Annotated in this window: 10 protein-coding genes; all 10 read left to right on the top strand. The window is 48.2% G+C overall.

Going from position 1 to position 14,492, the window contains the following annotated elements; translation table 11 throughout:
• Positions 1–59 precede the first annotated feature (59 nt).
• Positions 60–2,345, top strand: coding sequence for a bifunctional diguanylate cyclase/phosphodiesterase (locus KNO75_RS12125; protein ID WP_214822052.1), 2,286 nt, complete (start codon positions 60–62; stop codon positions 2,343–2,345).
• Positions 2,346–2,526: 181 nt separating this feature from the next.
• The gene (locus tag KNO75_RS12130; protein ID WP_214822060.1) at positions 2,527–4,269 is read left to right on the top strand and encodes an adenine deaminase C-terminal domain-containing protein; all 1,743 of its coding nucleotides are present in this window, start codon (positions 2,527–2,529) and stop codon (positions 4,267–4,269) included.
• 67 nt (positions 4,270–4,336) lie between these two features.
• Positions 4,337–4,642, top strand: coding sequence for a YerC/YecD family TrpR-related protein (locus tag KNO75_RS12135; RefSeq protein ID WP_026826878.1), 306 nt, complete (start codon positions 4,337–4,339; stop codon positions 4,640–4,642).
• Between the two features lie 35 nt (positions 4,643–4,677).
• Positions 4,678–6,060, top strand: a complete 1,383-nt coding sequence (locus KNO75_RS12140) for a TrkH family potassium uptake protein (RefSeq protein ID WP_214696732.1) — start codon at positions 4,678–4,680, stop codon at positions 6,058–6,060.
• 12 nt (positions 6,061–6,072) lie between these two features.
• A complete protein-coding gene (locus KNO75_RS12145; protein WP_214790791.1) occupies positions 6,073–6,306 on the top strand; it encodes a hypothetical protein in 234 nt (77 codons plus the stop codon).
• A gap of 88 nt (positions 6,307–6,394) precedes the next feature.
• Positions 6,395–7,075 carry a heptaprenylglyceryl phosphate synthase gene (pcrB, locus tag KNO75_RS12150; RefSeq protein ID WP_214796240.1) on the top strand — a complete coding sequence of 227 codons (681 nt, stop codon included), beginning with the start codon at positions 6,395–6,397 and terminating at the stop codon, positions 7,073–7,075.
• A 38-nt stretch (positions 7,076–7,113) separates the two neighbouring features.
• On the top strand, positions 7,114–9,330 hold the full coding sequence (pcrA, locus tag KNO75_RS12155; RefSeq protein ID WP_214818324.1) for a DNA helicase PcrA: 2,217 nt from the start codon (positions 7,114–7,116) through the stop codon (positions 9,328–9,330).
• Between the two features lie 9 nt (positions 9,331–9,339).
• Positions 9,340–11,334: an NAD-dependent DNA ligase LigA gene (gene ligA, locus KNO75_RS12160; protein WP_214796244.1), complete on the top strand. Its 1,995-nt coding sequence runs from the start codon at positions 9,340–9,342 to the stop codon at positions 11,332–11,334.
• Positions 11,335–11,587: 253 nt separating this feature from the next.
• Positions 11,588–13,087 carry an LPXTG cell wall anchor domain-containing protein gene (locus tag KNO75_RS12165; protein WP_214822062.1) on the top strand — a complete coding sequence of 500 codons (1,500 nt, stop codon included), beginning with the start codon at positions 11,588–11,590 and terminating at the stop codon, positions 13,085–13,087.
• A 133-nt stretch (positions 13,088–13,220) separates the two neighbouring features.
• Complete coding sequence (locus KNO75_RS12170; protein ID WP_214822063.1) at positions 13,221–14,393, top strand: CamS family sex pheromone protein; 1,173 nt, start codon at positions 13,221–13,223, stop codon at positions 14,391–14,393.
• Positions 14,394–14,492: the final 99 nt, after the last annotated feature.

Consider the following 14,492-nt stretch of genomic DNA (forward strand, 5'->3'; position numbering starts at 1 on the left):
GAAAAAAAGGAAATCCCGATATCCTGTTCTACAATATTAAAGTAGTTTGAAGAAAGAGGGTGGTCGACCTGCGTGTTCAAACAAAATTATTCATTGCGATTGCCGTTAACATCGTACTCTTCATTGGTGTCATTCTGTTTGTCATCAAACCGTATTTTGTAGAAAAGAGCATTGAGCAGGATCAGGCGATGACCCGCGATCAAATCGAGAGCGTGTCAGAAGTGTTCGCCAATCATCGAAGCACACTCGAACGCATCCTTGTCGACTGGTCGGTTTGGACGAACGCTTACGATTTCGTACAAAACAAAAACGATGCCTTTATCGAAAATAATATGGGGGAAGAAACGCTCGACAATTTAGGAGTCGGGGCGATGATTTTCCTCGACCAAAATCGAGAGGTTGTCTACTCCGAATTCAATCAATTTTATGAATTGGACAATATAGAAGAAAAGAATGTTTTCCTGAACGAACTGGTGCGATACGTCAACTCGTCTGGAGTCACACAAAGTGCGGTATATGGTACCGACTATGGTCCCGTCGTTTTCATGAGCCATCCGATTGTGAAAAGTGATGGAACAGGCGAGCCGGGAGGGACGCTTGTCCTGATTCAAAAAATTGGTCCGGACTTCATGGCAGCTTTAAGTGTACAGGCAAAAACGAAATTATCCATCAGTCCGCTTTCGCATCAACGGTTAACGATTGAACAAGACAATCAGTTTGCCCGTGTCTCTTTACCACTGCAGTCGGTCTATCAAGATGCGAACTGGGAAGTCAATTTCTCAGTGAAACGTACGTACTATACCAACACGCAGACGATGCTTGAAACAGGCATGCTCGGGCTATTGGTCCTCGGTCTTGGTCTGTTGTTGACATTGTTTTGGACCGTGAACCAAATCATCACGAAACGATTAATGGCCATCGTCAAAGAATTGAAGTGGATTACGAAAGAGCGAAACAGTCGTTTACGAATTCGCTTAAACCCGAGCCAGCGGGATGAAATCGAAGAGATGGCCATCAGTATGAACGAAGTGCTCGATGCGCTGGAACAGACACAGAAAGAGTCGTTGACACGTGCCTTTCGAGATTCCTTGACACGTCTTCCGAACCGTTTGGCCGTCGAAGACATGTTTATGAATATACCGGATACTTCCCGTTCGATCGGGGTGATGGGGATTGACCTCGATAACTTCCGACGGATTAACGACCAGTTCGGTCAACGGACAGGTGATGCGATGCTGACCTTCTTTGCATCTCGGTTAATGTTTTACAAAGAGGAAGGTTTTGTTGCGCGGATTGGGGCCGATGAGTTTATTATGATTCATCCCGGATGGGCGACCGAAGAGTTACTGATTGTTGCGAATCAATTGGTGAAGGATTTGAGAGAATGGGGTTTGAAGCAAGGAATGAATCATCTGACATTAAGTATCGGAATCGATGAGTTGGAACCGTCCCATCATTCATACGAGGTCATGATGGCGCGTCTCGACGTCGTCTTACACGAAGTCAAGGCATCAGGGAAAGACAACATCCTTACGTATCAGGACATCGAGGATGGAAGCCATTACTTGCAGGCACTCGAGATGGAGCGAGATTTACGATATGCGCTACGTCACGATGAATTTGAACTGTACTATCAACCAATCGTTTCCCCGAAACCGTTTCAAGTGAGAGGGGTGGAGGCATTGATTCGTTGGAACCACCCTCAAAAAGGTTTCGTTTCACCGGGCATTTTTATTCCCGTCGCAGAACAACTCGGACTCATCTCAGATGTGGGGAGATGGGTACTCGTCCGAGCCATCACAGAGATTCAAGACTATGCGGAACGCTTTGATTTATTTTTGTCTGTCAATGTATCGAAACGCCAGATTTTAGATGGATCGTTTTTAGAGGCGTTGGAAGAAACGCTCGCCACAACGAGCTTTCCACCTCATCGACTGCATGTAGAAATCACAGAGAGCGAAGTCGGTGGGAATGTATATGAACTTCAACAGTTCATTCATGCGTTGAAGACAATTGGTGTCAAAATATCACTTGATGATTTTGGTGTCGGCACGTCATCGCTATCTTACCTTCAGTCCCTACGTCTCGATATCATTAAAATCGACCAGAACTTCGTCAAAGGGATTCCGGAGAATAAGTTTGATCGTGCGTTGTTAGAAGGTTTATATCAAACGTTCCATACACTCGGCCTCGATATCGTTACGGAAGGGGTCGAACGACCAGAACAATTAGCATTCGTATTAGAATATAGTGGTTCGCTCATCCAGGGATATCATTACAGTAAACCGATCCCGATGGAACAGTTGCATCACTATTTACGCAAAACGGTGATCACTCAAATTTGACGTAGGCGACTCTTCATGCGAAGAGCCGCCTTTTTTGTGAAAAATATATGTGAAATTTGTTACAATAGGGAACATAACTTGCGACCCTTTCAGAGAAAAGGTAAACTTGAAACAGGGAAAGAAAACGCTTTCAAAACTATTTCTTAATAGCATTGAAAGGGAAAAGGGAGGATTGGGTTCGATGCCAACAAAAAGAACGGCGCGGGCACCGTGGTCTAAAGTGATGATTCGTTCGCAACTTGAAGTCGTAGATCGAGTACGACCACCTTCGCTCGTCTTACAAAACGCGACCTATTTGAACGTATACGTGAAACAATGGAAAACGGCGAACATTTGGATTGAGGGAGACCGTATCGTATATGTCGGTCCAGATCTACCAGAATCGGCGGTCGAGACGGTCGATGTGTCAGGAAAGTATATTGTACCTGGTTATATCGAGCCTCACGCTCATCCATTTCAATTATACAATCCGGCGACGTTGTCTAAGTACGCAGGAGAGCGCGGAACGACGACGCTCGTCAACGACAATATGCTTCTTTTTTTACAAGAAAAAGAGCAAGCGTTTGCGCAGCTTGAGGCGATTCAACAGTTGCCAACAAGCACGTATTGGTGGGCAAGACTCGACACGCAGACCGAGCTCGATCGTGAGAGTGTCGCCGTCGATTCAGAACGGATTCACGAATGGTTCAATCATCCTGACGTCGTGATGGCCGGAGAACTGACAGCGTGGCCACGCGCCTTGAAGGGCGATGATGAAATGCTTCAGTGGATGCTTGACGCAGAGACATGCGGTTTACCGGTCGAAGGGCACTTTCCGGGTGCCTCACCAAAGACATTGACTAAAATGGCGTTGATGGGTGTTCACAGCGACCATGAGGCGATGACAGCGGAAGAGGCGCTTAGCCGACTCGAACTGGGCTACACGACGACACTTCGTCATTCTTCGATTCGACCGGACCTACCGGGAATGATTCGTGACCTGCTCGCGAACGGATTAACCGCATTCGATCATCTCATGGTGACGACGGACGGTTCGACCCCTGGCTTTTATGAAGACGGGATGCAGGACGCTCTCGTTCGCATCTTAATGGAAGAAGGGTTACCTGCGATCGAAGCGTATCGGATTGTGTCTCACAATGTAGCGCGTCATTTCGATCTCGATCATATTCTCGGTTCGATTGCTCCAGGTCGTATCGCCCATCTGAACATTCTTGACGCAATCGAGGAACCACGCCCGTCGGCTGTCATCGCGAAAGGGCAGTGGATTTTCCGAGATGGTGTGTCTCTGTTCCCGAACGAATTGGTGGAAGCGGTACTCGACAAGATGCCGTCAACAGACGTTTCGATTGAATTGACACCACAAGATTTGTCGTTCAGTATGCCTGTCGGTCTCGATATGGTCAACTCGGTCATCATGAAACTGTTTAAAATCAAGCACGATACAGGGCAAGACGAATTGCCGCGCGATGAGGATGAATCGTTCTTGATGTTACTTGATAAAGAAGGAAAGTGGCGATTGAACACGGTTCTGAAAGGATTTGCGAAAGACTTCGGCGGTCTCGTCAGTTCGTACTCAATTAGTGGAGACTATTTGATTTTAGGAAAATGTAAACAGGATATGTTACAGGCATTTGAACGGATGAACGAACTCGGAGGAGGAATTGTCCTTGTCGACAAAGGAGAAATCGTTGCTGAAATTCCGTTACCGCTTTGCGGCATGACCTCGACAGAGCCGCTCGAGACGCTCATCGGTCAAGAGAAACAACTACGTGAAGAGCTTGTGTCACGGGGGTATCAGTTCGAAGATCCGATTTACACGTTACTGTTTTTAGCATCCACACACTTGCCGTACGTTCGGGCGACTCCACTCGGTATTTATGAAGTGATGAAAAAACAAGTACTATTTCCTGCGATTTTGCGATGAATAGTTGAGTCCGAGCCGCCCCTGCTTTAGAATGATAAAGAAGTATGAGTAGAGAGGATGCTTGCGGATGCAACTCGATAAATTACGAGGTCGAGAGCTTGATCAATTGTTTGAGGCAATTTTGAAGCTCGATACGCTCGAAGACTGTTATCAATTATTTGAAGATTTAGCGACTGTCAATGAAATTCAGGCACTTGCGCAACGACTAGAAGTGGCGCGTCAAATACGTGAAGGCAATACGTATCATAAGATTGAGGACGCAACGGGTGCCTCAACGGCTACGATTTCTCGTGTGAAACGTTGCTTGAACTATGGGACAGGCGGATACGATCTCGCTCTTGAACGTCTACAACAAACAAAAGGTGACTCGTAAGAGTCATCTTGTTTTTGATGGAGGGGAGGGGCGAGATGCAACAAAAATTCATGAAGCGGAACTTACAATTGTTCTTTCGAAATTTAACACCAGTCCAAACACTCGTGTTAATCTATAGCGCGGCAGCCGTTTTATCCGTGTTGCTCCTCGCCTTACCGATCGCCCATAAACCAGGTGTGACGATTACGTTTACGGACCTCGTCTTCTTTGCGGTGAGTTGTGTCAGTGTCACCGGACTCACACCGATCGTGGTCACCGATACGTTTTCGACGTTTGGTTTATTTATTATCTTGTTCATCGTTCAGGTGAGCGGGGTCGGGTTGATCAGTTTGCATGTCATCATGTGGATTTTGCTCGGGAAACGGATTGGATTTCGGGAACGACAACTGATTTTACGTGACCAAAACCAGACATCGATGTCGGGGATTGTCAAATACATCACGGAAATCGTGATTACCGTTATCGCAATCGAGGCGGTTGGTGCCGTCTTACTCGGTGTCCATTACTTAAATTATTTCGATACCGCCGGGGAAGCCTTCTTGCAAGGGTTATTTGGGTCGGTCAGTGCGACGACGAACGCCGGTTTTGATATTACCGGTAGCTCGCTCGCGCCATTCCGTGAAGACCCATTTGTCATCTTCACGCAGATTGCGCTCATGACCGGTGGTGCCATCGGATTCCCCGTTCTTGTAGAGATTCGGACCTATTTGGTGAGTCGCATCACGCGGAAACGTCATACGTTCCCGAGTCGATTCTCTTTGTTCACGAAATTGACGGTCTCGACATTCTTTATTTTAATTGCTGTCGGAACGGTCGGCTTGTTCATTTTTGAGTACAACAATGCATTCAAAGACTTGCCACTTTGGCTATCTCTCTCGGATTCATTATTCCAGTCCGTGACGACACGTAACGGTGGATTATCGACGGTCGATGTCAACTTGTTCTCAGAAGCGAGCATGTTGCTCTTATCGATCCTCATGTTTATCGGAGCTTCCCCATCGTCTGTCGGTGGGGGGATTCGGACGACAACATTTGCCGTGGCCGTTCTCGGTGTCGTCGCGTTTATTCGTGGTGACTCGTCGATTAAAATTTTCGGTCGTGAGATTGTTCTCGAGGATATTTGGAAAGCATTCGTCATCATTACGGTGTCGCTTGCTGTCTTATTGTCTGGCGTCATGGTCATGGCTTATTTCGAAGATGCCTCATTGACACGAATCTTATTTGAGGCATGTTCCGCGTTCGGGACGACTGGACTCTCCGTTGGCCTCTCTTCTGAATTCAGTAACGTCGGGAAATGGGTGCTGACGATTCTCATGTTCATCGGTCGAATCGGGGTCATTGCCTTTATTCTCATCTTGCAACGGAGACAACCGAAGCGGATGTATAACTATCCGAAAGAATCAATCATCTTAGGATAAGGAGATCGTCATATGAAAGCCTTTTGGATTAACTTTGGATATGTTTTTATCGTTCCGGTCCTTCCGTTCATCGCGGTCGTCAATGGAACGGCGCTATGTTCGCCAGACTCACCATTACTCGATATTCCAGTGCTCGGATTCTTTTTAGCGAATCCGCTCTGGTTTGTCCCGGTGTATGCACTATTCGCATTGCTAGTTGCGAAATGGTTAACGGATCGGGAACGGAATCGTACGGCACGCTCGTGACTTGCTTCGGCAAGTCTTTTTTAATGGAGAGATGCACGCGATGCAAAAAATCGATACACTAGAGAAGGATTCGATGGGAGGGAACAAGTTGAAATTTCAGTCATGGCGACATGTGTTTAAATTAGATCCGAATAAGCATCTCGACGAGGAGGCGCTCCATGCGCTCATTCACTCGGGCACCGACGCTTTTTTGATTGGTGGGACGGACGGGGTCAATGCGGAGAATACATTCGCACTTTTTGCGAGAGTCCGGGATGCCGGATTACCGGTCGCCCTTGAAATCAGTCAACCGAGCCAGGTCATCGATGGCTTCGATCACTACTTTGTACCGACCGTGCTTAACGCCGGAACGCCGGAATGGATTGTCGGACACCATGCGCGTGCATTTGAGCGCTACGGTCATTTCTTTGATTCACGTCATGTCACGGCACAAGGCTATCTCGTCTTGAATCCAGACGCGAAAGTGGCGCACGTGACGGAATCAAGATGCGACTTGTCGCTAGAAGAAGCCGTGGCATATGCCGAAGTCGGGCATCATTTGTTCCGACTCCCGTCACTCTATATCGAATACAGCGGACGACTCGGCGATGTCGACGTCTTGAAAGAAATTCGATTGGCGTTACCACAGGCGCACCTTTTTTACGGAGGTGGCATCGATGGGGCGGAATCGGCTCAGTTGATGGGAGCGTACGCCGATACGATTGTCGTCGGCAATATCATTTATGAAGACTTAGCGGGAGCACTTGCGACTGTGCAAGCACTCCGATAAAATAAGAACAAACGTTTGGAACAAGGAAGGAAACGATTATGTATAATCTTAGCGAAGAATTAGTCAAAGGCATGAACCCGGAACAAGCGGAAGCGGTCAAGCACACGGATGGTCCTCTGTTGATCATGGCGGGTGCGGGGTCTGGTAAAACCCGTGTCTTGACACATCGTGTCGCCTATTTGATGGCGGCGAAGCAAGTGGCACCGTGGAACATTTTAGCAATCACGTTCACGAACAAGGCAGCACGCGAGATGAAAGACCGGATAGCGCGCCTCGTCGGTGGAGTCGCCGAAGACATTTGGATTTCCACATTCCACTCGATGTGTGTCCGTATTTTACGACGCGATATCGATCGCATTCGATATGACCGAAGCTTTTCGATTTTAGACGCCTCGGACCAATTGACGGCAATCAAACAAGTATTGAAAGAGTTGAACCTCGACCCGAAAAAGTATGAACCGCGTACACTTCTCGGGATGATTTCAAATCATAAGAACGAGTTGCGCACGGCAAAGGACGCAGCGGCTCTTGTCGGCAACAATCCATATGAACGAATCATCTCTGACGTCTACACGGCGTATGAGAAAAAGTTGAAACAGAACAACGTACTCGACTTTGATGACTTGATCATGAAGACGATTCATTTATTCCAAGAGGCGCCGGACGTCTTGGCGTTTTATCAAAAGAAATTCAAATACATTCACGTCGATGAGTATCAAGATACGAACCGGGCACAGTACACGCTCGTCAAACTTCTCGCACAAGCACACGAGAACCTATGTGTCGTCGGGGACTCAGATCAGTCGATTTATCGTTGGCGCGGTGCCGATATCGCTAACATCTTGACGTTCGAAAAAGACTATCCGAGCGCTCACGTCATCTTGCTCGAACAGAACTATCGTTCGACGAAGCGAATTTTGGAAGCGGCGAACGGCGTGATTCAGAACAACGCTTCCCGTAAAGATAAAAACTTGTGGACTGAGAACGATGAAGGAGAGAAACTCTTACTCCACGTCGCCTCCGATGACCGTGACGAGGCGTTCTTCATCATGAACCAGATGAAGGAACTGAAGATGGAAGGGATGGACTACGGTCAGATGGCGGTCCTGTATCGGACGAACGCCCAGTCACGTGGTCTCGAGGAGATGCTCCTTAAATCCAACATCCCGTATAAAATGGTCGGCGGGACGAAGTTCTATGAGCGAAAAGAAATCAAGGACGTCTTGGCGTACTTGCGCTTGATCGCTAACCCGGACGAGGACATCTCATTTGTTCGAGTCGTCAATGAACCGAAACGAGGCATCGGAGCCGCAACAATCGATAAATTAGGGGACTTTGCGGATATGCAGGGTGTCTCGCTCATGGATGCGATTCGTGACATCGAACTGTCTGGGATTGCACCGCGTACGGCGACGAAGCTCGCAGATTTCCGTCAGATGATGATGGACTTACGACAAATGGCGGACTATCTCTCGATTTCAGAGCTCGTCGAAGAAGTATTGAAGAAGACAGGTTATGAAGAGATGCTCAAGATCGAGAAGACGCTCGAAGCAGAGAGTCGACTTGAGAACTTACAAGAGTTCCTGTCGGTCGCTCAAAACTTTGAAAAAGAAAGCGATGAACAGTCACTCGTTGCCTTCCTCACTGATTTGACGCTCGTGTCTGACCTCGATTCGCTTGATGAAGTCGACGAGTCGCATCAAGTCACGTTGATGACGTTGCACTCGGCCAAAGGACTCGAATTCCCGGTCGTCTTCTTAATCGGGATGGAAGAAGGTCTTTTCCCACATAGCCGTGCATTAAACGATGAAGAAGAGATGGAAGAAGAACGTCGCCTCGCATACGTTGGGATCACGCGGGCCGAGAAACGTCTCTATTTGACACGTGCTCAGTCGCGGATGTTGTACGGTCGTTTCCAAAACAACCCGGAGTCAAGGTTCTTGCATGAATTGCCAGAAACGTTGTTAGAACGGTCCGGTAAGGCGAGAAAGCCGATGCCGTGGAACCCGGTTGAATCACCAGGGAAGTTGCCGGTGAACGGCTTTAGCTCAAAACCGAAGCCGAAGCTCGCTCAATCTTCAGGCGCCGAAACGGTCGGCTGGAACGTTGGTGACAAAGCGAATCATAAAAAGTGGGGACAAGGGACAGTCGTCCAAACGCGTGGAGAAGGCGACCAACTCGAAGTCGACATCGCATTCCCAGAAGTCGGCATCAAGCGTCTATTGGCTAAATTTGCCCCAATCGAAAAAGCATGAGGTGAAGATATGGAGATGGCAGAACGTGTAGAAGAGCTTCGCAAAACGTTAAACCAATATGGTTATGAATATTATGTGCTCGATCGGCCGAGTGTGCCGGATTCAGAGTACGACCGTTTGATGAACGAGCTGATTCAAATCGAAACAGACTATCCAGAACTTCGGACTCCGGACTCCCCGACACAACGCGTCGGAGGAGCCCCGCTCGACGCGTTCGTCAAAGTGACGCATGACACACCGATGCTTTCACTCGGGAACGTCTTTTCAAAAGAAGAGCTTGCAGAGTGGGTGGAGCGAATCGAGAAAGACCTTGGCTACACACCGACATTCGTAGCTGAACTAAAATTTGATGGTCTCGCCGTCTCTTTGAAATACGAAGACGGTCGTCTCGTTCGAGGCGCGACGCGCGGGGACGGTACGATAGGTGAAGACATCACGCAAAACTTGAAGACGATTCGCGCTATTCCGCTTCGTCTCCAAGAGGATGTGACGTTTGAGGTGCGGGGTGAGGCGTATATGCCGAAGCGTTCGTTCGAACAATTGAATGATGAACGGGAACGACTCGGTGAGCCATTGTTCGCCAACCCGAGAAACGCAGCGGCCGGTTCACTCCGACAGCTCGACTCTAAAATTGCCGCATCGAGAAATTTGGCTTTCTTCGCCTACGGTTTGGTGTCACAAGACGATCTCGTCGCGTCACACGATGAGTCACTCGCTTATTTGAAACGCCTTGGCGTCGCCGTAAGCGGAGACTATACGACATGTAAGACGGCAGATGAACTTTGGGACTATATCGAAACGTATGTGACGAAGCGTAGTGAACTCCCGTACGAAATCGATGGAATCGTCATTAAAGTGGCTGGATACGAAGAACAAGAACAACTCGGCTTCACAGCGAAAAGTCCACGCTGGGCCGTCGCGTATAAGTTCCCGGCAGAAGAAGTCGTGACGACAATTGAAGACGTCGATTTCAGCGTCGGTCGCACTGGGAAGGTCACACCGCGGGCACGGTTCGCTCCGGTATCTGTGGCAGGATCAACGGTAACGTATGCGACACTTCACAATGAAGATTTTATAAAAGAAAAAGACCTTCATATCGGTGACCGAGTCGTCATTAAAAAAGCTGGGGATGTCATTCCGGCTGTCGTATCAGCACTTGCTAGTGAACGAAGCGGGGAAGAACGAGCAATCGAATTCCCAACCCATTGCCCTGCGTGTGGGTCCGAATTGATTCGATTAGAGGGTGAGGCCGATCATCGCTGTGTCAATCCGGAGTGTCCGGCTCAACTGCTCGAAGGGCTAATCCATTTCGTCTCACGACAAGCGATGAATATCGACGGACTCGGTGAAAAAGTGATTACGCAACTCCATGAAGCAGGACTCGTCCATAACGTGGCCGACTTGTATCGTCTGAACCGAGACGATTTACTTGGACTCGAGCGTATGGGTGAGACGTCGGTGACGAACTTGCTCTCGGCAATCGAACAGTCGAAACAAAATTCGCTCGAACGTGTGCTCTTCGCCCTCGGCATCCGTCTCGTCGGACAAAAAGCAGCTTCGTTGATTGCAGAGCGGTTCGAGACGATGGAAGCCATCATCGATGCAACGGTCGAAGAACTGACGTCGATTGATGGAATCGGGACGAAGATGGCCGAGTCAATCGTTCTTTACTTTGAAAAACCAGAAGCACGTGAACTCGTCAGTGAACTAGCAGAATCGGGTGTGAACTTGTCTTTCAAAGGAACAAAACGCCCAACGGCTGAAGGGGCACCCCTTTCTGGTAAAACTGTCGTATTGACCGGGAAATTACATGAGATGACGCGGGGGGAGGCAGGGAAGCAGCTTGAACTCCTCGGCGCGAGTGTGACGGGAAGTGTGAGTAAAAATACAGACTTACTTGTCGCAGGTGAAAAGGCTGGTTCGAAGCTGACGAAAGCTGAATCGTTAGGCATCGAAGTATGGGATGAGGTAAAGCTTCTCGATTTTTTAAGTGAACATGCATAAGACGTTTCGCTACGGCGAACGTCTTTTTTTGTCGTGTCGTGTTGTAAAAATTTATGAGATTGAACAGGTTCGCACAAGCGTTCGAAGGGTATAGATTAACTATATCAAAATGCTAATATATTTTTGCGGGAGAACCCTTTGACACCATGACTTTCACACACACATCCCCTCATTCCTCTACGTGGTGAAATCCGTCATCGGGCAAACATCGATGCGCGCGCTCATTTTTCACCTTAGAGGAGGGACCGACACCATGACACATAACATCCAACGCTTCGTTGCTATATTCACCATCCTCATGCTCTTTTCAACACTGATCCCCTACCACGTCGCACATGCAGACACGACCACATTCCGATATATTCAAGTGGATTTGACAGACGAGGAAGTCGAGACATTATATGAATCAAGTCTTGTATACGAAGATGTCACGTATTATGGAGTTCGTGAATCAGCCAATGTTTGGCGATTTATGATCGATGCGGAAACAGTCGATGATTCGTTGATTGATTTGGTGACACTTTACAACGCTGAAGGCGTTCCATATACGTTCATCCCGAACTCCATCACGGAAGCGTATCCTGTCGAAGTGGAGGAACCACCTGTTGTCATAGAACCAGATCAACCGGAAGAGGTGACACCACCAACAGAACTAGAACCGGTGACACCACCAACAGAACCAGAACCGGTTATCGAAGAACCAGCAATCGAGCCAATCTTACCGGCGCTCGCGCTAGAAGCGCAGAACATTGCCGGGGTCGACAAAGCCGTTGTCGGAGGTGAACTGTCGTATACGTTCATCGTAGAGAATACAGGAGACGCACCGTTAACGGTGACGAACTTTTCCCACGAGTATGTGAGCGGGGACGTTGGCCGTCTTGCCATCAAATCGTTGAATCAACACGTGTTTGATCGCTTGTATGAATTGATAGGAGAAGATGGTCTCTTACCCGATGAACGAGTCGAGGTGACAGCTGTCTTATCCGTTCCGTCTGACTATTCATTCAGCACGCATCCTGAGATTGGTAGTCTGTTTCGCGTGACAGGAGTGGATGAATACGACCGCATCGTCACAGCAGAAAGTCAACAAATCGTCCTTTTGCAACAACCTGATTTTACAGTGACAGGGACGAGTGAGATGGCGACCGTTCAGCCAGGTGAACCAATCCGATACACCTATACAGTGACCAACACTTCTAACGTTACCTTGTTTTTGTCTGACGTGATGCTCACTTGGCCGAGTGGTGCCTTGACGTATGAGGAGCAACAGATGGCGAATGAACGATTCGTGAAGCAAGTCGAAGCCATCCCTGAATTCGTAAACGGGTTCGGACCGGAAGAAGTGGTCACCATTTCATTTGAACTCCCACTGCTCCCGTCCTATGACACACGAGCTGGGGCAGAATTAGTACAACAGGCAACGTTTACCCTCCAAGTGAATGAAGGGGTGAACGTGATCCGTTCCGTCGATGTACCGGTTGCGGTGAAACAACCCGTTCCGGTAAAAGAGGATGAACCGAAGCAAGTGCCTGAGAAAGAAGAAACAAAGATGGAACCACCAGTCGTGAAAGTGGTTGTAAAAGAGCGAGAAGCTCCTCGAGTGAAGCCTGACGATGAAGTCGACACGTATTCGCAAGATGTACTCCCGATGACCGGGGAGACGAACGAGACGTGGCATATGATGATTGGACTCCTCTTGTTTGCATCTGGACTCCTTTTGATGATTCGTCGTAAGCACCCATCTACAAAATAATAATCGTGTGTCCCTTCTTGTTTGATCAAGGAGGGATTTGTTCTGATTCCGCTTCGATACTTTTTTCGTGGAACGATTTTGTTATAATGGACAAAGTGAAATAGGAAACGATGTTCAAAGGAGCTAGACATAGATGAAATGGAAACAACTCGTCATCCCGACAATCGCCTCTGCGCTTTTGTTAAGCGGATGTTCAATGAAAATCCCGATGGGTGAAGAAGAAGCGACACCGACCGGCGAAGAAACAGCAACAGAAGGCGTCACACAAGCGATCGAAGCACGTGATTCCTACTATCAAATGGTCATTCCCTTCAAAGCCGCAGCAGCGCGAGGACTTGCCCAGCGTCAAGTGAGTTCGTCGTTAGAGCTTGAAGAAGTCGAACTCGGTCTCATGCGCCATTCGACAGATGCGTTTGACCCAGACAAATTCGCTTATCAAGAGGGGCAACTTCTAAACGCGGAAGACGTATCCAATTTACTCGGACGTAAAGGCGGGAGTAACGAAGGTTTGACGCCGCTCAACCCGGCTTATGCGGACGGGAAGGCAGAAGTCGAAGACGACAAGTTCGTCGATGCGAACAAGAAGTCACCTCTATATTTGGCTTCGATCGTAGAACAGAACTATATGACTAAAGAGGATAGCGGATATCAGCTTGGCGGTGTGTCGTTTGCACTCATTTTGAACCGTGAGTATGTCTTCCAGGCACCGAACTACGGACCGACCTATACGGTGAAACTCGATCAGAAGAAAGTGATCGCGGAAGGGGAACGGATGGCGAACGAACTCGTCGCTCAATTGCGGAAGCGAGAAGACTTTAAAGATTTGGATGTAAACGTCGCGCTTTATATGAAGTCGACGCAAGGTTCACCGACGCCGGGGAACTATATTAAATCCGCTTTCGTCGGAACGGATGATGAGGTCACATCGGGTGACTGGGAAGCCATCGATGAGAAGTACTACTACTTCCCATCTGCGACGGCAACGAATGACGTACGCGAGGATGCACAGAAATTTACGCTCTTCAGTGACCGAATTGCCGACCTGTTCCCAGACTATAGCGGGATGATTGGGAAAGGCTTTTATCAGAACGGCGATTTGTCACGACTTGAAATCGATATCCCGATTCAATTCTATAGTCGTGCCGAACTTGTCGGATTCACCCAACACGTTGTCGGTTTGCTTGAAAACCGATGGGAATATAGCCGGAATGTGCCAGTCCGCATCAACGTGACATCACTCGGTGGCGACCCTGAAGTGACGATTGTGTTCGAGGATGGCATGGATAGTCCAAAAGTATACTTCTAATTCAGAAGAGGTTCGTTTTTTGAAACGAACTTCTTCTTTTTTTCGTATGAAAAGTGAAAGGATTATCTTTGACCTTATTTGACCAATTGAGTAGAATAG

The sequence above is a fragment of the Exiguobacterium sp. s35 genome (assembly GCF_018617535.1).
Taxonomy (GTDB): Bacteria; Bacillota; Bacilli; order Exiguobacteriales; family Exiguobacteriaceae; genus Exiguobacterium; species Exiguobacterium aestuarii.